At 63.8% G+C, this 22,811-nt stretch carries 15 protein-coding genes; 8 read left to right on the forward strand and 7 right to left on the reverse strand.

Going from position 1 to position 22,811, the window contains the following annotated elements:
- Nucleotides 1-238 precede the first annotated feature (238 nt).
- The 4 genes from CCUG20998_RS03235 to CCUG20998_RS03250 are packed head-to-tail and all read right to left on the reverse strand — an operon-like array spanning nt 239 to nt 4,531.
- Nucleotides 239-889, reverse strand: coding sequence for a hypothetical protein (locus tag CCUG20998_RS03235; protein WP_020731675.1), 651 nt, complete (start codon nt 887-889; stop codon nt 239-241).
- A gap of 3 nt (nt 890-892) precedes the next feature.
- Nucleotides 893-2,134, reverse strand: a complete 1,242-nt coding sequence (locus CCUG20998_RS03240) for a serine hydrolase domain-containing protein (RefSeq protein ID WP_020731676.1) — start codon at nt 2,132-2,134, stop codon at nt 893-895.
- A 49-nt stretch (nt 2,135-2,183) separates the two neighbouring features.
- Nucleotides 2,184-3,332 (reverse strand): acyl-CoA dehydrogenase family protein, encoded by a 1,149-nt coding sequence (locus CCUG20998_RS03245; RefSeq protein ID WP_020731677.1) that lies wholly within the window; start codon nt 3,330-3,332, stop codon nt 2,184-2,186.
- An 11-nt stretch (nt 3,333-3,343) separates the two neighbouring features.
- Nucleotides 3,344-4,531 (reverse strand): acyl-CoA dehydrogenase family protein, encoded by a 1,188-nt coding sequence (locus CCUG20998_RS03250; RefSeq protein WP_011740727.1) that lies wholly within the window; start codon nt 4,529-4,531, stop codon nt 3,344-3,346.
- Between the two features lie 35 nt (nt 4,532-4,566).
- On the opposite strand from CCUG20998_RS03250, the gene CCUG20998_RS03255 reads away from it, so the two are divergent.
- From CCUG20998_RS03255 to CCUG20998_RS03275, 6 genes are read left to right on the forward strand one after another with little or no spacing between them, the layout of a single operon-like run.
- The gene (locus CCUG20998_RS03255; protein ID WP_011740726.1) at nt 4,567-4,947 is read left to right on the forward strand and encodes a DUF3054 domain-containing protein; all 381 of its coding nucleotides are present in this window, start codon (nt 4,567-4,569) and stop codon (nt 4,945-4,947) included.
- Between the two features lie 14 nt (nt 4,948-4,961).
- Nucleotides 4,962-5,099, forward strand: coding sequence for a hypothetical protein (locus CCUG20998_RS27765; protein ID WP_164498318.1), 138 nt, complete (start codon nt 4,962-4,964; stop codon nt 5,097-5,099).
- A 20-nt stretch (nt 5,100-5,119) separates the two neighbouring features.
- Nucleotides 5,120-5,626, forward strand: coding sequence for a GNAT family N-acetyltransferase (locus CCUG20998_RS03260; RefSeq protein ID WP_020731679.1), 507 nt, complete (start codon nt 5,120-5,122; stop codon nt 5,624-5,626).
- Nucleotides 5,623-6,729 (forward strand): LLM class flavin-dependent oxidoreductase, encoded by a 1,107-nt coding sequence (locus tag CCUG20998_RS03265; RefSeq protein WP_020731680.1) that lies wholly within the window; start codon nt 5,623-5,625, stop codon nt 6,727-6,729. Before CCUG20998_RS03260 ends, CCUG20998_RS03265 begins: the two co-directional genes overlap by 4 nt.
- On the forward strand, nt 6,726-7,844 hold the full coding sequence (locus CCUG20998_RS03270; protein WP_020731681.1) for an LLM class flavin-dependent oxidoreductase: 1,119 nt from the start codon (nt 6,726-6,728) through the stop codon (nt 7,842-7,844). Before CCUG20998_RS03265 ends, CCUG20998_RS03270 begins: the two co-directional genes overlap by 4 nt.
- Complete coding sequence (locus CCUG20998_RS03275; protein ID WP_036457204.1) at nt 7,841-9,172, forward strand: NtaA/DmoA family FMN-dependent monooxygenase; 1,332 nt, start codon at nt 7,841-7,843, stop codon at nt 9,170-9,172. Before CCUG20998_RS03270 ends, CCUG20998_RS03275 begins: the two co-directional genes overlap by 4 nt.
- Here the strand turns inward: CCUG20998_RS03275 and CCUG20998_RS03280 are convergent.
- Nucleotides 9,086-11,962: an MMPL/RND family transporter gene (locus CCUG20998_RS03280; RefSeq protein WP_020731682.1), complete on the reverse strand. Its 2,877-nt coding sequence runs from the start codon at nt 11,960-11,962 to the stop codon at nt 9,086-9,088. The genes CCUG20998_RS03275 and CCUG20998_RS03280 overlap by 87 nt on opposite strands.
- Nucleotides 11,959-12,387 (reverse strand): MmpS family transport accessory protein, encoded by a 429-nt coding sequence (locus CCUG20998_RS03285; RefSeq protein WP_012392656.1) that lies wholly within the window; start codon nt 12,385-12,387, stop codon nt 11,959-11,961. The genes CCUG20998_RS03280 and CCUG20998_RS03285 overlap by 4 nt, the downstream gene beginning before the upstream one ends.
- Nucleotides 12,388-12,914: 527 nt before the next feature.
- On the opposite strand from CCUG20998_RS03285, the gene CCUG20998_RS03290 reads away from it, so the two are divergent.
- Complete coding sequence (locus tag CCUG20998_RS03290) at nt 12,915-14,684, forward strand: AMP-binding protein (protein ID WP_103653975.1); 1,770 nt, start codon at nt 12,915-12,917, stop codon at nt 14,682-14,684.
- A complete protein-coding gene (locus tag CCUG20998_RS03295; protein WP_116269089.1) occupies nt 14,681-21,949 on the forward strand; it encodes a type I polyketide synthase in 7,269 nt (2,422 codons plus the stop codon). The genes CCUG20998_RS03290 and CCUG20998_RS03295 overlap by 4 nt, the downstream gene beginning before the upstream one ends.
- A 23-nt stretch (nt 21,950-21,972) precedes the next feature.
- On the opposite strand, the gene CCUG20998_RS03300 is transcribed toward CCUG20998_RS03295, so the two are convergent.
- A complete protein-coding gene (locus CCUG20998_RS03300; RefSeq protein WP_020731685.1) occupies nt 21,973-22,725 on the reverse strand; it encodes an MBL fold metallo-hydrolase in 753 nt (250 codons plus the stop codon).
- Between the last annotated feature and the right edge of the window lie 86 nt (nt 22,726-22,811).

Genomic DNA, 22,811 nt, shown 5'->3' on the forward strand with positions numbered 1-22,811 from the left:
TCGAAACGAGAATGTCTAATGTGATACGCCGATGTCAATTTTTATAGCCGAATGTCTCAAGAACCGCGCGGGCAGGTTCTCCTGGCCTCGGCACCGGCTGTCGAGCGCCGGTCTGAGCGTGTGCCCTCGCGCCACCTGCCGCGATGAGTGTGGCGGGCGGGCGTCGTAGCCGCCAAATTCCTAGTACGGGTATGGGGTACCGGACCGCCCGGCGGTGGCCGATCCCCTCAGTTCGGCGTCACATCGGCCAGGAGCTGGCCGTCGTTCGGTATTTGGCGTTGGGCACGCTGCAGAAGTCCGAGGCCGTTCCGGCCAGCAAGACGAAGTAGCCTTCGCCGCCGCGGCGGCCGGTGAAGGGGGGATAGGTCCAACCGCTGTTGCACATCGAATCCGGTCCGCCCGCGGTGGCCCGGCGCCAACCGGACTTGATGCAGGCCCTGAGGGCATCGACGTCGGTGACGGTGCTCTTGGCGATGACCAGCATCGCTCCACCCCACTGCCCGTCGCTGCGACGGTAGGCGCGGGCCCCGAATCCGGTACCAGATCCTGCTGGGTCCGGCTGGCATCCCAACGCCCGTTGCAGCAGCAGGAAAACGGAGGCAAGTTCACGGTCGTCCACCCCGGCCGCGGCCGCAACGAATTGCGCGGCATCGGAGCCGTCGACCTCCTGGATGTCAGGTTTGTCGAAGCTGATCAGTTGCTGCGAGATCAGCTGCCCAAGCGATGTGCTGCCGCCGCCGATGATCGGTCCGCTGCCGGTTGAAGTCATCGGCGGCAGCGTCACGGTCGGATCGGCCGCCGCTGTGGCCGGCACCGCCAACGTGGCTAGCGACAGGACGCAGGTGGCGACGGTGGCAAGGCATCTGATCCGAGGTGCGGCAACTTTCATTGGCTATCTCCCTGGCGGCATCGGTGGGGCGTCATCGGGGACTAGTGCCGCGGCGATCTTGCGAAACAAGATATCCGCTTGGTTGGGGTAGTTGCCCTCGTCGTCGAAGGCCTCGGGGGTGTAGGTGAGGGCGACGGCGATCGCGACTCGTTGCGATGGCAGGTACGCTTCGGCGGCCGCGTACCCGGAGAACAAGGGGTTCTGCAGCAACCAGTGGCCGGAGATGACGATCCCCAGGCCGTAGGTGTAACCCTCGCTTTGCTCGAAACAGGTGGGGCAGTCGGGCTGGGCGCGGGTCTTGCCACGCAGCGCAGTGGACACCATCTTCTGGTAGGAGTCCGCCGAGAGCAGCTTGCCTGATCCGATGCCTACCGCCGTGGCCTCCATGTCGAAAATATTGGTGGTTTGGATGGCTCCGTGGGTGATGGTCCAAGACGGATTCCAGAACGTCGACTCCTCGGAAAACGGGGTATCCGTCGGGATTTTCAAGAACGCGCGACGCTCCGCGCTGAACGCGTGCAGGGGCGGGTCGGGGATGCTGGGTGTTTCGGAGTTGGCGGTGGCAGTCAGCCCCAGTGGCGCAAGCACCTTCTGTTTCAGCAGTGTCGCCATGTCTTGGCCGGTGGCCTTCTCCAGTGCCAGCCCCAACAGCACGTAGTTGGTGTGCGCATAATTCCAGTTCGTGCCGGGTTCGTAGAGCAACGGCCGCGAGGATATCTGTGCAAGGAGCTCCTGGGGTGTCCACTGCCGGAACGGGTCGGCGTAAAGCGCGTCGCCGAATTCGTCGTTACCCAGGACGTAGTCCGGATACCCCGACGTCATCTGGGCGAGTTGGCCCAAAGTGACCCGGTCGGCGTGCGGAAAATCGGGCAACCACTTCGACAGTTTGTCGTCGAGGCTCAGTTTGTGTTCGTCGACCAGCTTGAGCAACAGCGTCGCCACGTAGGAAATGGCGACCGCGCCATTGCGGAAGTGCATGTCGGTGCTGGCCGGTACACCGGTCATCGAATCGCCCACGGCCTCGGTGACGATCTCCTTGCCGTCCACGCTGACTCGAACGATCACCGACCGCAGGTGAGCTGGCCCCATGAAGTCACGGACGACCTTCATCACCGCATCTGCCTTGGTGCCCTTGCCGTCCGGTCCGGTCGGTGCGGAGGATTGTTGCGGTGGGTGCAGCGCCGCGCACCCTGCCAAAAGACAGACGCCGAACACCACACCAGCAACTCGCCGCAGAATTAGCATGTGCTTTGTTCTACCGCAACCCACCCGACCACACCGATTTCGGGGTAATTCAGATACCCAAGTCCTTGGCGATGATGGTCTTCATGATTTCGTTGGTGCCGCCGTAGATGGTCTGGATGCGGGCATCGACAAATGCTTGCGACACCCGGTATTCCCGCATATAGCCGTAGCCGCCATGCAGTTGTAGACAGCGGTCTGCGGTACGCACCTGAAGTTCGGTGGTCCACCATTTCAGCCGTGCCGCGCGGGCGGCGGTCAGCTCGCCGGCGAGGTGTTCGGCCAGGCAGTCATCGAGATAGGTTCGGGCGATGTCGATCTCAGTGGCTAGTTCGGCCAGCAGGAACTGGCTGTGCTGAAAGCTGGCGATCGGCGAACCGAAGGCTTTGCGCTGCCGCACGTAGTCCAGAGTCTCGGCCAAGATGCCTTCGGCGGCGGCGACCGCGCCCACTGCCAAGGCCAGTCGCTCCTGCGGCAGGTTCCGCATGAGCTGGTAGAACCCCATGCCCTCGTTCTGCAACAGGTTCTCCACGGGAACCCGCATATCGGCAAAACTGAGTTCGCTGGTGTCCTGGGCGTGCAGGCCGATCTTCTCCAGACTGCGGCCGCGGTGAAAGCCCGGTGTGGTTGCGTCCACCACCAGCAGCGAGAGCCCCTGGTGGCGTTCCGGTGAGGTGCGCACCGCGATGACGAACAGGTCGCCGCTTTGACCGTTGGAGATGAATGTCTTGGCGCCGTTGACAACGTAGTGCGAACCGTCTCGTACCGCTGTCGTGTGGATGCCGGCCAGGTCGCTGCCGGCGCCGGGTTCGGTCATCGCGATGCCGAGCACGATGTCACCGGTCACCACGGCGGGTAGCCAGCGTTGTTGCTGTTCGAGTGTGGTCAGGTCGGTGAGATAGGGCAGCACGACATCGTTTTGCAGGGTGAAGGCGATGGCTTCGGATGCGGCGCCGGCTCGCTGCAGTTCGTCGATGACGATCGCGTTGTAGCGGAAGTCGTTCACTCCCGGTCCGCCGAACCGTTCCGGAACCGAGAACCCCAGCAGCCCCAGCCTCGCGGCTTCGGTGAACAGTGCCCGATCCCACTGCCCCCGGCGTTCCCCGGTTTCGTGGGCCGGGACGACGATGCGGTGGACGAAATCGCGGACCAATTGCCGGAACTGGTGATGCTCGGGTGTGTACTCGGGCCGGGAGGTCATCGCGGACCGGCTCAGCGGAAGGCGGCCAGACCGGTGAAAGCCTGCCCTAGCACCAGCTGATGCATCTCGGGTGTGCCCTCGTAGGTCAATACCGATTCCAGGTTGACCATGTGCCGAATTACCGGGTATTCGAGCGAAATTCCGTTGCCGCCCAGTATGGTTCGGGCGGTCCGGCAGATCTTGATCGCCTCCCGGGTGTTGTTGAGCTTGCCGAAGCTGACTTGCTCGGGCCGCAGGCCGACACTGTCTTTGAGGCGGCCGAGCTGTAGCGCTAGGAGCTGCCCCTTGTGCAGTTCGACCGCCATGTCGACCAGCTTGGCCTGGGTCAATTGAAACCCGGCGATGGGACGGCCGAATTGGGTGCGTTCTTTGGCGTAGTCCAACGCGCATTGCCAGGCCGAACGCGCCGCGCCCATCGCTCCCCAGACGATTCCGTAGCGAGCTTCCGACAAGCAGGTCAACGGTCCCCTGACGCCGGTCGCGCCGGGCAACATCGCCTCGGCCGGCAACCGCACATCGTCGAGGACCAACTCGCTGGTGATCGATGCCCGCAGGGACAGTTTGTGGTGGATGGTGTTGGCGGCGAAGCCGGCCGTTTCGGTGGGCACGACGAAGCCGCGGATTCCCTCCTCGGTGGCGGCCCACACGATCGCCACGTCGGCGATCGAGCCGTTGGTGATCCACATCTTGCGGCCGTTGAGCACCCAATCCGAACCATCGCGGCGCGCCCGGGTCTTCATCGCGGCCGGGTCGGAACCGACGTCGGGTTCGGTCAAGCCGAAGCAGCCGATCAGCTCACCGGCGGCCATGGGCGGCAACCACCGCTGCTTGTGCTCCTCGGAGCCGAAGTGTGCGATCGCGAACATTGCCAGCGATCCCTGCACCGATACCAGCGACCGGATCCCGGAATCGGCGGCTTCCAATTCCAGGCACGCCAAGCCGTAGTGGACGGCCGACGCGCCGCCGCAGCCGTAGCCCTGCAGATGCATTCCGAGCAGGCCCAGTCCGCCTAGCTGCTTGGCCAGGTCGCGCGCGGCGGGCAAGTCCCCGTTCTCGAACCATTCGGCGACATGGGCAGTGATGTGCTCGGCGCAGAACTTTCTTACGGTGTCGCGAACCGCGATCTCGTCGTCGGATAGCGAAGCATCCAGTCCGAGCGGGTCGTGCGGGTCGAAGGTGGGCGGTGTCTCGGTGCTCATGACTCAATCCTGCCTGGGCCCGGTAGTCTCGCTGCATGCAACCACGCCGCGGGCTCTCCTGGCTGGGTTGGCTGGCCGCCGACATCGTCGGGGTACTGGTTTTTTGTGCCGTCGGTCGCCGCAGTCATGCCGAAGGCGTCACCATCGGAGGCGTTGCCAGCACGGCTTGGCCGTTTCTCACCGGGACCATCCTGGGTTGGCTGGTGGCGCGCGGCTGGCGCCGACCTACCAGCGTGGCTCCAACCGGGGTGATCGTGTGGGTATCCACCGTCACCGTCGGGATGGTGTTGCGCAAGGCCAGTTCGGCGGGTGTGGCTACCAGCTTCGTCATAGTGGCATCGTCGGTCACCGCGGTGCTGTTGCTCGGCTGGCGGGCGGTCGTCGGGCTCAGGCTGCGACACCGCCCGGATGCCTGACGAAGCCGAGCCTGATGGTGCGGACGGGCGAGGAGCGGGGTGCGGCCTCCGGTGCCGGGATCACCGCGATCTTCGGCGCTACCGCCAGGGCGGTGCGCCCACCCATGGACCTGATCGCACCCCCACTCGGCTCCTGGACTAGCGGCGAGTGAAAGCGTTGGAGCGATAACCGATGCCCGAAGCCACCCAGCCAAACGGAGCCGTCGAGCTGCGATTTGTCCCGGTGGCCCTGGGGGATCCGCTGGCTCGGCCGTTGCTGACGGAACTGGCCGCCGAATACGCGCAGCGATACGGTGTCGAGCCGCCCGCGGTGCTGGCCTGGCTGCAGCACGGCGCGGCGCTCGAGTTCGCCCCGCCCGATGGCGGCATGCTGATCGGGCTGCAGGATGGGCGCCCGGTCACCGGCGGAGCATTTTGCCGACATGACCCTGACACGGCCGAACTCAAGCGCATCTGGACGCACCGCGAACATCGCCGCCGCGGACACGCTCGAGCATTGCTGGCCAGGTTGGAGGGCGAGATCGCCGATCGCGGCTATCGGAAGGTCTATCTGGTGACCGGCAATCGTCAGCCGGAGGCCGAAGAGCTTTACCGGGCTTGCGGATACACCCGGCTGCCTGCACCGCTGCCTTCGGAGGGCCCGGTTCTGCCCATCGCGTTCGGCAAGGCGCTGCCATGACGCGTCCGCTGCATCTGGGCGTGGCGCTGGACGGGTACGGGTGGCACCCGCAGGCATGGCAAACGACTTTGGCCGCCGACGCACAGACCCGGTCGGTGCTTAGCGGTGACTACTGGGCCGATCTGGCGATCACAGCCGAACGCGGGCTGCTCGACTTCCTCACCATCGACGACACCTTGATGCCGCAGCCGGGCCGCCGCGAGCGGATCGACCCCAAGCGGCTGGCGGGGCGCGCCGACGCGGTGCTGGTGGCCGCCCGCATTGCCCCGCTGACGCGGCACATCGGGCTGATTCCGGTGGCCACGGTAACCCATACCGAGCCCTTCCATATCTCCAAAGCCATTGCCACTGTTGACTATGTCTCGCACGGCCGGGCGGGCTGGCAGGCTCGGGTCAGCGCAACGACGCACGAAGCGGCCCTGTTCGGCCGTCGTATTGTGCGCCGCGGCGAGTCATCCGCCGAGGCTTTCGGCGAGGCCCGCGACTTTGTCGAAGTGGTGCGCAAGCTCTGGGACAGCTGGGAGGATGACGCGGTCATCCGCGATGTGACCACCGGCCGATACATCGACCGGGACAAGGTGCACTACATCGATTTCGTCGGAACATACTTCTCGGTCAAGGGCCCCTCGATAACCCCGCGCCCGCCGCAAGGCCAGCCGGTGGTGGCTGCCCTGGCGCATGCGGGGCCCATCTATGAATTTGCCGCGGCCAGCGCCGACGTCGTGTTCATCACGCCCACCGACGAAGACTCGCTGCGCAGCATCCTCGGCGAAGTGCGGGCAACCGGTGCGGCGCTGAAAGTGTTTGCTGACGTGGTGGTTTCGTTGCATGATGGCGCCGACTTCAGATCTGATGCGCTGGTCTGGGCGGGCAGCCCCACCGAGTTGGTCGAGATGCTGCTGGATTGGCAACGCCTCGGCATCGACGGAGCCCGATTGCGGCCCGCCGTCAACGCCACCGACCTGGCCGGCATTGTCGACGAGGTGGTGCCGCTGTTGCAGCGCGCGGGGTGCTTCCGCACCGGCTATCGGGACGGCGAAACACTGCGCGAGCGACTTGGCCTGCCCCCGGCGCCCAACCGCTATGCGGCGGTGAGCCGATGATCCCGCTGTCCATCCTGGATCTGTCGCCGATCAGCTCCGGCAGCACTGCCGCGACCGCGCTGCGCAACACCATCGAGCTGGCTCAGCACGCCGAGCGGTGGGGCTATCGCCGCTTTTGGGTCGCCGAGCACCACTTTGTGGCTGTCGCCAGTGCGTCACCGGCCGTACTGATCGGACAAATCGCCGCGGCCACCAATCGAATCCGGGTGGGATCGGCGGCCGTTCAACTCAGCCACACCACTGCGGCCGCGGTCGTCGAGAGCTTCGGCATGCTTGATGCTTTCCATCCCGGACGGATCGACCTGGGCGTCGGCCGATCGGCGCAGCGACGCGGTGTGAAGCCGAGGGACCCAGCCAAATCCCGTGCCCCACAACCTGCTCGGGAGTGGCGGGAAATCGATGGCGTGGTGATCCCGCCGCCGTTCGACCTGCGCACGTTGATATCGGGCGGCCGGGTCCAAGCCACCATGGCGATCCTGCAGCAACCCGAGGCCGTCGCGCCCGACTTCGCTGAGCAGGTCGGCGACATCCTCGCGCTGCTGGCCGGCACCTACCGGGCGGAGGGTTTTGACGTACATGCGGTGCCGGGTGAGAATGCGGCACTTACTCCGTGGATCTTCGGCAGCAGCAAGGGGCGAAGCGCCCAGGTCGCCGGCGCGCTGGGGCTGCCCTTCGTGGCCAGCTATCACCTCACCCCGGCCACCGCGCTGGAAGCCATCGAGACCTATCGCGATGCGTTTGTTCCGTCGGCGGCGCTGCAGCGCCCATACGTCGTCGTGTCGGCCGACATCGTTGTTGCCCAAGACTCGGCGACCGCGCGGCGGTTGGCATCCAGCTACGGCCACTGGGTGTATTCGATTCGGGCTGGTGGCGGCGCCGCCCCCTACCCGGATCCCGACGACTGCGCCGCGCTGACCGATGACCAGCTTGCGGTGGTGTCCGATCGACTGGCGACGCAATTCGTCGGTAACCCGGACGAGGTTGCCGAGCGGATGCTGGCCTTACAGCGGGTCGCCGGCGCGGACGAACTCGTCGTGACCTCGGTAACGCACGGGCACCAAGACCGCCTTCGTTCCCATGAGCTGATTGCACGGCGTTGGGGGCTGTGGTCATGATCCGCAAACCGGTTCACCTGGCCGCCCACTTCCCGGGCGTCAATAACACCACCGTGTGGGCCGATCCCGGCGCGGGCAGCCAGATCGAGTTCGAATCGTTTGTGCACCTTGCCCGTACCGCCGAACGCGGGTTGTTCGACTTCTTCTTTTTGGCCGAGGGCCTGCGGCTGCGTGAGCACCGTGGCCGAATCCACGACCTGGATGTGGTGGGACGCCCCGATACTCTTACCCTGCTAGCAGCTCTGGCGGGGGTCACCGACCGGATCGGTCTGACCGGTACGATCAACACCACCTTCAACGAACCATTCGAAGTGGCAAGGCAATTCGCGACGCTGGATCACTTGTCCGAGGGGCGCGCCGGCTGGAACATCGTCACCTCGTCGGACGCATTCACCGGAGCTAACTTCCGGCGCGGCGGCTATCTCGATCATGCTGACCGCTACCAGCGGGCCGAGGAGTTCTTGACCGTAGCCCGAAAGTTCTGGGACAGCTGGGCGCCCGGCGCGGTGCTGGCCGACATCGAGAACGGCGACTACGTTGATCCGGAGCGGATACGCAGCGTTGAACACTCGGGCCCGCAGTTCGAGGTGCGTGGATTCGCCACCCTGCCGGCGGGACCGCAGGGGCACCCGGTGTTGTTGCAAGCCGGCGATTCCGAGCAGGGGCGTGCTTTCGGCGCCAGGCATGCCGATGCCATGTTCACCCTGCACTCGTCATTGCAGGACGGCCAACGCTACTACGCCGACGTCAAAGGGCGGGCGCGGTCCTACGGGCGAGATCCCGACCAGCTCAAGGTTTTTCCGGCGGCAACCTTTGTCATCGGCGATACCCCGGACCAGGCGGGGGAAAAAGCCCGCCAGATCAATTACCAGCAGGTCAGTGGCGCGACCGCGATCGCGATGCTCGAGCAGGTGTGGGGTCGTGATCTCTCAGATCATGATCCGGACGGTCCACTACCCGACATAGACCCGATCGCCGATGCCGCCATCAGTCAGGGGCGGGTCCGCCATGCCGATCCGGTCGCCGTCGCCCGCCGGTACCGCGAGCGCTCCCAGGCCGAGAACCTCTCGATCCGTGAGCTGGTCATCGCGGTGACCAGCCGTCAGCAGTTCGTCGGTACCCCCTCGCACATCGCCGACGAGATCGACCGCTACGTTCAGGCCGATGCCTGTGACGGGTTCATCCTGGTGCCACATCTGACACCGCACGGTCTGGATGAATTCGTCGACCGGGTGGTGCCGCTACTGCAGGAGCGCGGCGCCTTTCGCACTGCCTACACCGGTCAGACGCTGCGAGACCATCTGGGGCTTGCGGGTTTGCCAAGCTAGTGGGCGTGGCCACCAGAACCAGCGGCCCAATAGCGTTGCGACGGCGGGCATCATGAACGACCGCACGACGAGGGTGTCAAACAGCAGCCCGATCATGATCGTGGTGCCGATCTGGCCCACCACGCGCAGATCGCTGAACAGCATCGAGCCCATGGTGAAAGCGAACACCAGGCCGGCGGTGGTGACGACGCGCCCGGTGCTGGCCATCGATCGAATCATGCCGGTTTTGAGGCCGGCACCGATTTCCTCCCGAAACCGGGCGACCAATAGCAGGTTGTAATCCGAACCGACGGCCAGCATGACGATGATGGCCATCGGTAGCACGAGCCAGTGCAAGGGCATATGCAGGATGTGTTGCCAGATGAGCACGGACAGCCCAAACGCTGAGCCCAGCGAGAGGGCGACTGTGCCGACGATGACCGCGGAGGCGACCGGGCTTCGGGTGATGCCCAGCATGATGATGAAGATCAGGCAGAGCGCGGCAACGACCACGATCATCAGGTCATACGTGGTGCCCTCGTGGATGTCCTTGAATGTCGCCGCGGTGCCGGCCAGGTAGATGTGAGCCGCCTGCAGCGGCGTTCCCTTCACGGCCTCGTCGGCGGCCAGCATGATCTTGTCGATATGTGAGATGCCTTCGGCGGTAGCGGGATCACCCATGTGGGTGATGACGAATCTGGCCGAGGCGCCGTCGGGGGACAGGAACAGCGTCAGTCCGCGCTGAAAGTCTGGGTTCTGGAAGGCTTCCGGTGGCAGGTAGAAGGAGTCGTCGTTTTTTGACCCGTCCAGTGCCTGGCCCATCTGGGTCGAGTTGCGGGTCATGTCCTCCATTTGAGTGACCAGCGCCGAGAAGGTGCTGGCCAGGGTTTGGGCAAGCGTTTTGACGGTCTGCATCGTGGCGATCAACTGGGGTAGTTGCGCGAGCAGCTGTGGCTGGATCATGTCGATTCGATCCGTGGCACGAGCCATACCGCCGACGTCCTCGCTGAGCTTGTCGACACCGTCGATGGCGTCGAACAGGGACCGCAGTGACGCGCAGATCGGGATATCGAAGCAATGGCGTTCCCAGTGCAGATAGTTTCGAATCGGCCGCCACGTGTCGTCGAAGTCCGCGAGTTGGTCACGGAACTCGTTGGTGTTCTGCTCCATCTGCCGGGTATGAGCGGTGATGTCGTGGTTTGCCTCGGTGAGCTGTCGGGTTAGGTATTCCTGACGCTGGGTGATGTCGATCATGCGTTGAATCTGATCGGTTAGCGTGGACAGATCGGTGACGCGTTCTTTGAGGTCGCTGAGGTTCTCGAGTGTCACCGCGCTTTGCATGTTGAGCTGGAACGGGATCGAACTGTGCTCGATGGGGGAACCTAACGGCCTGGTGATGCCCTGTACTCGGGCGATGCCGGGGGTGTGGAAGATGCCTCTGGCGATTCTGTCCAGGATCAGCATGTCTGTGGGGTTGCGCAGGTCGTGGTCCGCCTCGACCATCAGAAGCTCTGGCTCCATGCGGGCTGGTGGAAAATGCCGGTCCGACGCTCGGTATCCGATGTTGGAGGGTGCGTCGGCGGGGATGTAATGGCGCTCGTCGTAATTGGTCTCGTACTTGGGCAAGGCGAGCAGCCCGATCAGCGATATCAGCAGGGTGGCCACCAGCACCGGGCCGGGCCAGCGGACCACGATGGTGCCGATGCGTCGCCAGCGGCGGGTGGTGGTCGCGCGCTTGGGGTCGAACGCATCGAAGCGGCTGGTGAGCACGATCACGGCGGGCGCGAAGGTCAGCGAGGCCAGGACTACCACGAACAGACCTATCGAGCACGGCAGTGCGAGGGTTTGAAAGTAGGGAAGCCGGGTGAAACTCAGGCAGTACATCGCGCCGGCGACGGTCAGACCCGAGGCCAGGACTACGTGACCAGTGCCGCGAAACATGGTGTGGTAGGCCAGTTCTCGGTCCTGGCCAGCAGCTACCGCCTCCTGGTAGCGTCCGACCAGAAAGATGATGTAGTCCGTTGATGCGGCTATCGCCAGTGCCACCAGGACATTGACGGTAAACGTCGACAGGTCCATCAGTCCGTTGGTGGCAAGCACCGCGATGACGCCCCGGACCGTGATGAGTTCAATCCCGACCGTCAGTAGGGTGAAAAGAACCGTCCAAAGTGAGCGGTAGGTAATTGCCAACATCAGTGCGATCACCGCGATGCTGATACCGGTAATCACTTGCAGGCTTCGGTCGCCGTAGATGACGCGATCGGCGCCTAGCGGGCCCGGGCCGGTTAGATATGCCTCGATACCGGGCGGCGGCGGCATGTCGCCGATGATGCGTTGCACAGCGGTGACCGACTCGTTGGCTTGCGAGCCGCCCTGATCCCCGGCGAGATAGAGCTGGACGTAGGCGGCTTTGCCGTCGGCGCTCTGCGAGCTGGCCGCGGTGAGCGTATCGCCCCAGAAGTTATCGATATGTTCGACATGAATCTTGTCTTGTGCCAGCTTGCCTACGAGCCTGTCGTAGTAGCGGTGCGCGTCCTCGCCCAATTCGTGCTGCCCTTCCAACACCACCATCGCTATGGTGTCGGACTCGAATTGCTGAAAGTTCTTGCCGATGCGCTTCATTGCGAGTAGCGACGGAGCGTCGTGTGGCCCCAGCGCCACCGAATGCGCCTTGACGACCGCTTGCAGTTGCGGTGCGATGACATTCACGAGGACGGCGAGTCCCACCCAGAACAAGACGATCGGCAGCGACAATCTCCGCACCCACCGGGCGGCGCCAAGTACGTACCCGGTTGAATTCAAGGAACTCATGCCGATTTCACCAGGCAGCTTGTATGAGCGTTGTATGACTCAACTTCCCGTTCGGCGCGGACCACGCCATTGACGGTGATGCGACAACCCAAAGATGTACTGTCGCTTCGCGCCACCACATTTGCGATGACGGCTGAAAGTGTGGTCACGACGGTAAGCGACCACGGTATCGCCGCATTGGTGACTTCGTGTGGTTGGGCCTCGGCGTCCAGGTAGTTGATGGTGGCCAACGATCCTGGCGGGCCGGTGACTTCGTACAGGACGCGTTTCGGATTAAATGCAACAATCGAATCGGCATTGCTGGAGCCCGGCCGATTCCGAGGCGAGCCGAATGCTCCGTGCAGTCGCACAACGACGGCGGCCCCAACCGCGACAACGATGATCATCACGGTCGGTATCCAGATGCGCCTGATAACGCCGATCATTGCACTCCCTGGTCACGCCACATTGGCCAGCATCGCGATGCGAGAAACAACCCTACCGCGGGGGAGTCAACGTGTTCGGCACTTCGCCATTCATGCTGCAGTGCGCTGGCTCTGCAATTATGCTGTCCCTACGAATTGTGTGGTATCTAGCCGCGAGTGCCAAGGGCAGTGTAAGAATTGACTGGCTCAGGGGCGATAGGGGCATCGCGCCGGGCGGCGTGGTACGAGCGGTGCTTAGTGGTGGTGGTTTTGGGGCGAGGAGGGGTTGTGGATGCACCGGAGTGTGTGATATTCACTCCGCGATGAATTATCTGCTTATTCATGCCGCGATGAATTTATGAGGTGTTGCCGCGATGATGACCTACCGCGATCGCCTAGATCCACGTCGGCCACCGCGGTGTTGCCAGCGTCTCCGGGCCTGCCGACGCGATCGTGTTGGTGGTCTTTCTGAGCATTTCGCCGGGGGGTAGTTCGGGGCATTCTGGTATCAGAACGGGGGCGAAAGAAGTTGGAGGACTTTTATCCACATGTCTCTTATTTCCAAGCTACGCGAACTCGCGGAAGCCAAGCCTGACCATGAAGCCTTTGTCTTCACAGAATACGACACGAGAAGTGGCGACCGGACCAGCACGCTGACCTGGCGACAGGTGTATGTGCGTGCCTCCAATTTAGCTAGATACTTGAACAGCCTCAATGACGATCTTGAACGGCAGAAATTCGCGGCAATCTGCGCTCCGCAGGGGATTGAGTATATTGTCGGATTCCTCGGCGCACTTTTCGCTGGCTGGTGCCCCGTTCCGCTGCCGGAACCGCAGGGCGGTCTGCAGGACAAGCGCACCGGCCTCGCCCTGCTCGACTGCTCGGCCGCCGTGGTTCTCACTACTGCCAAAGACGAGGACGCCGTTAGGGCCACGCTGGCCGCATATAGCCTGGCAGTGACCACTCCTGTGATAGCGCTGGATACCTTTGAGCTGGCGGATGTCTCGCCGTCCGGCGCCGGTGATGTTTCCGACTTTCCGCCCCCTGAAGGGGGGATGTATCTGCAGTACACCTCCGGTTCCACCGGAAATCCCCGCGGCGCGCGAATATCTCTGGAAAACGTTGAGATAAACTTCCGGCAGATCGCCAAAGCGGCTTTCCCGTATAAGGGCACCGAGGTCAGTCTTCCGCGTTCTACAGTTTCCTGGCTGCCGCTCTACCATGACATGGGGCTGATGGTTGGCCTATTCATGCCGGTTTATTGTGCTTGTCCGTCTTATTTTATGAGTCCGGCGGCATTTGTTCGCAAGCCGATTCGATGGATGCGGATGGTCGCCGAGCAGGATCAGCCTTTCACCGCAGCGCCGAATTTTGCGTTCGACTTGGCGACCAGTAGAATTTCCGACGCGGATATGTCGGGCATAGACCTGGCGCATGTGAGTGCCATTTCCAACGGTGGCGAAAGGGTGCAGCCCAATACTGTTGACAGCTTTCTGGAGCGGTTTAGCCGGTATGGCCTAAGGCCTGAGGTCGTAAAGCCGTCTTATGGAATGGCTGAAGCGGTGGTGTACGTGGCGATCTCGGAGGTTGGGACCCCGCCGGTATCGACTGAATTCGATGCTCAAAGCCTGGCCAACGGCCATGCGGAGCTAAAAGGCCCAGACGCCGAACATGCGACGCGATTAGTGCGGTATCACAAGCTCGATGCGGACCCCTTGGTGCGGATTGTGGATCCCGAGTCTTGTGTCGAACTGAGCCCCGGGGGCATCGGAGAGATTTGGGTCCATGGCGGCAACCTATCCAGCGGATATCACAACGTGGACAACGCCCTCAACAAAGAGAAGTTTCATGCGACGATACGTGACAAGTCGGCGGGAACTCCCCGGTCTCCGTGGCTTCGTACCGGGGACTTGGGGTTCGAATGGGATGGAGGGTTTTACATAGTCGGCCGCAGCAAAGACTTGATAATTCAGGATGGTGTCAATCACTATCCAGACGATATTGAAAACACCGTCAAGGAATTTACCCGAGGTCGCGTCGCGGCGTTTTCGATAGCTGATGAGCGCAGCGAGCGGCTGGTGATTGTCGCCGAGGTAAAACCGACCAACCCCGCCTCCGGTTCATCCGGCGTCGAGCTGCCGCTGGTCAAGAAACGTGCGATGGCGGCACTGTCGCGGCTGCATGGTCTACACGTAGCGGATTTCCTATTTGTTCCACCGCAAGCCCTTCCGAAGACAACCAGTGGGAAGATCAGTCGATCGGCTTGCGCCAAACGCTATCTGTCCGCTGGGTTTGAGCAGCTCGAGGTGCCGCAGTGACGGACGGCCTGCACTCTGCAGACGCCCTTCAAGAATGGTTTACCCACTACATAGCGGCACGAACGGGCTGCGACTCCGCCGAGGTCAATCTCGATCTGCCGCTCAGGGATCTAGGTCTGGGATCAATTGATGTCCTGGCGATCCCCGGTGAACTCTCCGACGTCCTTGGAATTTGCGTGCCCGATTTGGCTGTTTGGGACAATCCGAGCGCGCATGACGTGATCAAGAGCGTCCTGGGCGGCGACGGCTCGCAACGATCTGCAGACAGCGATACCGGTTGCGCTGTGCTGGGCAATGGACCAACAAACGAGCCGATCGCCGTGATCGGTGTGGCATGCAGGTTCTCCGGACAGGTCCACGGAGTAGAGCCGCTATGGGACTTTCTCGCCGAGAAGAAATCGGCAATCACCGAATATCCGGCTCGCAGGTTGGGTGCGGCAGCGGCGGACTGGCTCGGCGACGAACAAGAGACGATCTATGGCTGTTTCTTGGAGGACGTCGAAGGATTCGACAACAAGTTCTTTGACATTCCGCCGGATGAAGCCGCGCTGATGGATCCGCAACAGCGTTTGCTGCTGGAGACGTCATGGGCCGCGCTGGAGCACGCGGGGATTCTTCCCAAGACATTGAAGCTTTCTCACACCGGGGTATTTGTCGGGGTCTCGTCGACCGACTATGTGCGGCTCTTGTTCCCTGGCGGGCGAAAGCCCACCATTTGGGACAACACGGGTGGATCGTCAAGCATCATCGCCAACAGGCTTTCGTACTTCCTGGACGTGAACGGGCCGTCTCTCGTCGTCGACACGGCTTGCTCATCGTCGCTGGTCGCGGCACACCTGGCGCGCAAGAGCCTGGCTTCTGGGGAATGCGACCTGGCCGTCGTGGCGGGAACAAACGTTCTTATCTCCCCGGAAGTATGGCGCGGATTTCAAGAAGCCGGCGTGGTGTCGCCCACCGGATCCTGCCGCGCTTTCGACGCGCGAGCCGACGGAATGGTTCGCGGTGAGGGGTGTGGCGTTGTCGTGCTGGAACGTCTCAGTGATGCGCGACGTGCCGGGCGAACCGTGCTGGCGGTCCTGGCCGGTTCGGCAGTCAATCAGGATGGCCGGTCCAACGGGATCATGGCCCCCAATCCCAGAGCGCAGATTTCTGTTCTTGATAGCGCCTGCAAGTGTGCCGACATTGATCCTGCGGAAATCGACTATGTCGAAGCCCACGGCACCGGAACATCGGTGGGCGACAGGATCGAGGCGCACGCGTTAGGCCAAGTCTTTGGCCGCGGGCGACAGGCGGCCAAGCCCCTGATGATTGGCAGCATCAAGCCCAATATCGGGCATCTGGAAGGCGCAGCCGGAATCGCCGGCCTGATAAAGACCGTCTTGATGCTGCAGCGCGGACAGTTGTTGCCCAGCGGCGCGTTTGAGGTTCCGAACCCCAATATTCCTTTCGCAGAATTGGGACTTGCGGTCGTCGAAGAGTTTCAGGAGTGGCCGGCGGTGGTGGGGCGGCCGCGGCGGGCTGGGGTGTCCTCATTCGGTTTTGGTGGCACGAACGCGCATGTGATTGTTGAGCAGGCTGTTGAGCGGGTTGTTGAGCGGGTTGTTGAGCGGGTTGTTGAGGTGGGTCCGGGTGTGTTGGCGTGGGTGGTGTCGGCGCGGACGGCGGCGGGGGTGGGTGCTCAGGCGGGGCGGTTGTTGGAGTTTGTGCGGGCTGGTCGGGAGCTTGATGCGGGGGATGTTGGGTATTCGTTGGTGACGACGCGGTCGTTGTTTGAGCATCGGGCGGTGGTGGTCGGTGCGGACCGTGATGAGTTGTTGGCGGGGTTGGCTGAGGTGGTTGAGGGCCGTCCGGGTGTTGGGGTGGCTAGTGGTGTGGCGATGCCTGGGGGCAAGACGGTTTTCGTGTTTCCCGGTCAGGGTGCGCAGTGGCTGGGTATGGGTCGGGAGTTGTGTGCGGGGTATCCGGTTTTCGGTGCGGCTTTTGATGCGGTGGTTGCTGAGTTGGATCGGCATTTGGCTCGTCCGTTGCGTGAGGTGGTGTGGGGTGCTGACGCGGAGCTGTTGAACACCACCGAGTTTGCGCAGCCGGCGTTGTTTGCCGTGGAGGTGGCGCTGTATCGGTTGTTGGAATCGTGGGGGATGCGGCCGGGTTTGGTGATGGGCCATTCGGTGGGGGAGTTGAGTGCTGCTCATGTCAGTGGGGTGCTGGATTTAGCGGATGCGGCGTTGTTGGTGGTGATGCGGGGGCGGTTGATGCAGGCGTTGCCCGATGGTGGGGCGATGTATGCGGTGCAGGCTGGCGAGCAGGAGCTGCGGCCGTTGCTGGGTGAGCAGGTCAGTGTGGCCGCGGTCAATGGTCCGGGGTCGGTGGTGCTTTCCGGTGCCCGGGAGGCGGTCAGTGTGATCGCGGATCGGTTGGCGGCTCAGGGGCGGCGGGTGCGCCGGCTTGCGGTGTCGCATGCTTTTCATTCGGCGTTGATGGAGCCGATGCTCGAGCAGTTCCGGGCGGTGGCTGATGAGGTGTATGCGGGGCGGCCGGCTATTCCGGTGATCTCGAATGTGACCGGTCAGTTGGTGGCTGAGGATTACGGGTCGGCTGATTATTGGGTGCGCCACATTCGGGAGGCGGTGCGTTTTGCCGACAGTGTGGCTTTCGCGCATTCGGCGGGGGCTACCCGGTTTGTGGAGGTGGGGCCGGCCGGTGGTTTGACGTCGTTGATCGAGGAGTCGTTGGCGCAGGCGTCGGTGGTGGCGGTGCCGACGTTGCGTAAGGATCGGCCCGAGCCTTTCGCTGTGGTGGGCGCGGTGGCGCAGGCGTTTGTCCGGGGTGCGGGTGTGGATTGGGCTTCGGTGTTGGCCGGGTGTGGGGGGCAGCGGGTGGGGTTGCCGACCTATGCCTTTGCCCATGAACGGTTTTGGCTGGCCGATCGGTTCGGGGTGGGTCAGCAGGTTTGTGTTGGGCAGGTGCTCGCCGATGAGGCCGGTCCGGGCGCCCACGAGGCTGCTGGCGCGGCGGTGGGCCAGGGGTTTGCCGCCCGGTTGCAGGGTTTGTCCGACGCCGAGCAGCAGGCGGCGGTGCTGGCGATGGTGTGTGAACACACCGCGGCGGTGTTGGGTCGTGACGGGGCAGCCCAGCTCGATGCCGGGCAGGCGTTTAGCGACGCCGGGCTCACCTCGCTGAGCGCGGTCGAGTTACGCAACCGGCTCAAGACCCTCACCGGGGTAACACTTTCAGCCACCACCGCCTTCGACTACCCCACCCCAACCCAACTAGCCGATCACCTGCTATCGCACCTACACCACCAAAACCGGTCCGCACCAGCGGCGGCGGTGCGGACCCGGGTGCGCATCGACGAGCCGATTGCGATCGTCGGGATGGGCTGTCGTTACCCGGGCGGCATCTCGTCGCCAGCGCAGCTGTGGCAGCTGGTTGCCTCCGGCGGCGACGTCATCGGCGAATTTCCGCTGGACCGGGGTTGGGATATCGAGCGGTTATTCGACCCCGATCCCGATGCGTTGGGCAAGACCTATACCCGCCGCGGCGGATTCGTCAGTGATGTGGCCGACTTCGATCCCGGGTTTTTCGGCATCTCCCCAGGCGAGGCGTTGGCGATGGATCCCCAGCAGCGCCTGCTGCTCGAAACCTCCTGGGAAGCCTTGGAAGATGCGGGTATCGATCCGCAGGCGCTACGTGGTAGCGCCACCGGCGTGTTCGTCGGCATCTATGGCGATGGCTATGGCTTGGGCACCTCGCAGGCCCAGTGGTATGCCGACACCGGCCATATCACCAGCGTGGCTTCGGGGCGGATCTCCTATTGCCTGGGTTTGGCGGGTCCGGCGATCTCGGTCGATACCGCGTGTTCGTCATCGTTGGTTGCGTTGCATCTAGCCGCCAACTCGCTGCGCGCCGGCGAGTGCGACCTGGCTTTGGCGGGTGGCTCCACCGTCCTGGCCACGCCGTCGATTTTCATCGGCTTCAGCCGGCAGCGGGGCCTGGCGACCGACGGGCGTTGCAAGGCGTTCGCCGATGCGGCGGATGGAACCGGCTTTTCTGAGGGCGCGGGAATGCTGGTTCTGCAGCGTCTCAGTGACGCCCGCCGCACCGGCCAGCCGGTACTGGCGATTCTGGCAGGTTCGGCGGTGAACCAAGACGGCGCTTCGAATGGGCTGACCGCCCCGAGTGGGCCCGCCCAGCAGCGAGTGATCTCCGCGGCGCTGTCGGATGCGGGAATCACGGGCGCAGACGTCGATGTGGTGGAAGCCCACGGTACGGGCACCAGGTTGGGCGATCCCATTGAGGCCCAAGCCCTGTTGGCCACCTATGGTCGCGACCACACCCCGGATGCGCCGTTGTGGCTGGGATCGATCAAGTCCAACATGGGTCATTCTCAGGCGGCCGCCGGAGTGGCCGGGGTGATCAAGATGGTCGAAGCGATGCGGCATCAACTGCTGCCAGCAACGCTGCACATCGATCAGCCCTCCGCCCATGTGGACTGGTCCCCGGGCACGGTTCAGTTGCTTACCGAGGCCCGCGAGTGGCCGGCGGTGGTGGGGCGGCCGCGGCGGGCTGGGGTGTCCTCATTCGGGGTAAGCGGCACGAACGCGCATGTGATTGTTGAGCAGGCTGTTGAGCGGGTTGTTGAGCGGGTTGTTGAGCGGGTTGTTGAGGTGGGTCCGGGTGTGTTGGCGTGGGTGGTGTCGGCGCGGACGGCGGCGGGGGTGGGTGCTCAGGCGGGGCGGTTGTTGGAGTTTGTGCGGGCTGGTCGGGAGCTTGATGCGGGGGATGTTGGGTATTCGTTGGTGACGACGCGGTCGTTGTTTGAGCATCGGGCGGTGGTGGTCGGTGCGGACCGTGATGAGTTGTTGGCGGGGTTGGCTGAGGTGGTTGAGGGCCGTCCGGGTGTTGGGGTGGCTAGTGGTGTGGCGATGCCTGGGGGCAAGACGGTTTTCGTGTTTCCCGGTCAGGGTGCGCAGTGGCTGGGTATGGGTCGGGAGTTGTGTGCGGGGTATCCGGTTTTCGGTGCGGCTTTTGATGCGGTGGTTGCTGAGTTGGATCGGCATTTGGCTCGTCCGTTGCGTGAGGTGGTGTGGGGTGCTGACGCGGAGCTGTTGAACACCACCGAGTTTGCGCAGCCGGCGTTGTTTGCCGTGGAGGTGGCGCTGTATCGGTTGTTGGAATCGTGGGGGATGCGGCCGGGTTTGGTGATGGGCCATTCGGTGGGGGAGTTGAGTGCTGCTCATGTCAGTGGGGTGCTGGATTTAGCGGATGCGGCGTTGTTGGTGGTGATGCGGGGGCGGTTGATGCAGGCGTTGCCCGATGGTGGGGCGATGTATGCGGTGCAGGCTGGCGAGCAGGAGCTGCGGCCGTTGCTGGGTGAGCAGGTCAGTGTGGCCGCGGTCAATGGTCCGGGGTCGGTGGTGCTTTCCGGTGCCCGGGAGGCGGTCAGTGTGATCGCGGATCGGTTGGCGGCTCAGGGGCGGCGGGTGCGCCGGCTTGCGGTGTCGCATGCTTTTCATTCGGCGTTGATGGAGCCGATGCTCGAGCAGTTCCGGGCGGTGGCTGATGAGGTGTATGCGGGGCGGCCGGCTATTCCGGTGATCTCGAATGTGACCGGTCAGTTGGTGGCTGAGGATTACGGGTCGGCTGATTATTGGGTGCGCCACATTCGGGAGGCGGTGCGTTTTGCCGACAGTGTGGCTTTCGCGCATTCGGCGGGGGCTACCCGGTTTGTGGAGGTGGGGCCGGCCGGTGGTTTGACGTCGTTGATCGAGGAGTCGTTGGCGCAGGCGTCGGTGGTGGCGGTGCCGACGTTGCGTAAGGATCGGCCCGAGCCTTTCGCTGTGGTGGGCGCGGTGGCGCAGGCGTTTGTCCGGGGTGCGGGTGTGGATTGGGCTTCGGTGTTGGCCGGGTGTGGGGGGCAGCGGGTGGGGTTGCCGACCTATGCCTTTGCCCATGAACGGTTTTGGCTGGCCGATCGGTTCGGGGTGGGTCAGCAGGTTTGTGTTGGGCAGGTGCTCGCCGATGAGGCCGGTCCGGGCGCCCACGAGGCTGCTGGCGCGGCGGTGGGCCAGGGGTTTGCCGCCCGGTTGCAGGGTTTGTCCGACGCCGAGCAGCAGGCGGCGGTGCTGGCGATGGTGTGTGAACACACCGCGGCGGTGTTGGGTCGTGACGGGGCAGCCCAGCTCGATGCCGGGCAGGCGTTTAGCGACGCCGGGCTCACCTCGCTGAGCGCGGTCGAGTTACGCAACCGGCTCAAGACCCTCACCGGGGTAACACTTTCAGCCACCACCGCCTTCGACTACCCCACCCCAACCCAACTAGCCGATCACCTGCTATCGCACCTACACCACCAAAACCCCACCGGTGCAACGCCAGAACTCGATCGAGTCGATGCGCTCACTGACCTGTTTCTTCAAACGTGCGACGCGGGTCGGGATGATGACGGCTGGAAGATCGTCGCGCTGGCGGCCAACGGCCGCGAGCGGATGACCACGCCGGTCCCAAAGCGGGAGTGGAAAGAGGTCGTTCTACTAGCGGGCGGCGGATCGGATGTGGCCGTGGTGTGCCTGCCCACCTTGACAGTCCTGTCCAGTCCGCATGCGTATCTCGATGTTGCGCGTGCGATGGCGGGCCGCCATTCAGTCCACGCTCTTTCGCTACCTGGTTTTGATCCCGACGACGCGTTGCCCCAAGACCGTGAGGTGGTTCTCGAAGGCGCCGCCCAGGCAATCCTTCATGCCGTGGGCGACCATCCGCATTTGGTGCTGGCCGGCTATTCCTCGGGTGGGGTGTTGGCCCATGCCCTCGGTTCCTATCTGGCCGAGCGACACCAACGGAAGCCGCTCGGAGTCGCCCTCATCGACACCTATCTGCCGAGCCAGATCGTGAACGCCGACAACCCCGATCAGGTCGGCGTCAACGAAACGGGAGCCCTCTTTTCCCGGCGGGTGACCAGCATGGCCCGCGAGCTGGATCAACTGAATGCGACCCGGTTGACTGCTGCCGCAAGCTACGCCGCGCTCTTTGGTACCTGGGAACCCGTCGCGTCGGCTGTTCCGCTGCTCAACATGATCGCGATGGACGAAACAGCTGCCTGCGAGCGGGTGCGCGAAGAACGGATCAATCGCTGGCGAGTCGCCACCGCAGAGGCTTCCTACTCTGTGGTTGAAGTCCCCGGTGATCATTTCGACATGATCACCACATCCAGTGATGCGACAACGACGGCGCTTCACGGGTGGATTTCTGGATTGATCCGCGCCGGGTAAAGGGCGTGATCGCAGACGCTGGCTCAGCGCTGGGCGCGAGCCCAGGCCTCCTCTGTGGCCAACCGAATTGGCCCGCGCCAGAGGCTCCCATGGCCGGGCGCCAAGGTGTCTGCTTCCAACTGGGCCAGCGTGGACAGGCTGCGGATGCACCTTTCCTGGACCTTGCTGAACACCGCCGGTAGCAGTTGGGGCCCCCGATGGCGCAGCATGGGATGACCGGTGATCAGTGCGTCGCCGCTGGCTAGTACGCCGTCGACCAGATATGAGCAATGTCCGCTGGTGTGACCCGGCGTGGGAATGGGTATCGGGTGACCTGGCAGGGCCGCAGCCACTTCGGCGCTCAGGGCCTGCGTGCTCGGAACGCCGGCGCGGCGTAGGCCGCCCCTGAACACCAGATGAATGCCCCACAACGCGGTGCGCGGGCGCCAACTGCGCAACACGACGTCGAGCGGTGAGGCGCTCTCGTGGTACTCACGCTTGGCGTGACCGACTTCGTTGGCATCGCAGTACACCGGGGTGCCGTGCTGGGCGGCGAACCAGATCGCGGTGCCCAGGTGATCGATGTGGGCGTGAGTCAGCAGGATCGCGCGTACGTCGCCGGGGCCGTAGCCCAGCGTGTGCAGCGACGTCAGCACGTTGTTGCGGTCGCCCGGATAGCCGGCATCGATCAGCATGACACCGGTCTCGTCGGTGACCAGCACCCAGTTGACCGCGGGTCCTTGGGCGAGATGGACCTTGTCGGTGACCTGGACGAGCTCCGTGCGCTGGTGGGGCATGCCCGCGAGTGTAGGACGGGCGCGGCGGGTTGCGACCGAGGGCGTGGAGCGATCGCGAGCGCGGCGGAGCCGGGCGCGGCGGGTTG

The sequence above is a fragment of the Mycobacterium marinum genome (assembly GCF_003391395.1).
GTDB classification, from domain to species: Bacteria; Actinomycetota; Actinomycetes; order Mycobacteriales; family Mycobacteriaceae; genus Mycobacterium; species Mycobacterium marinum.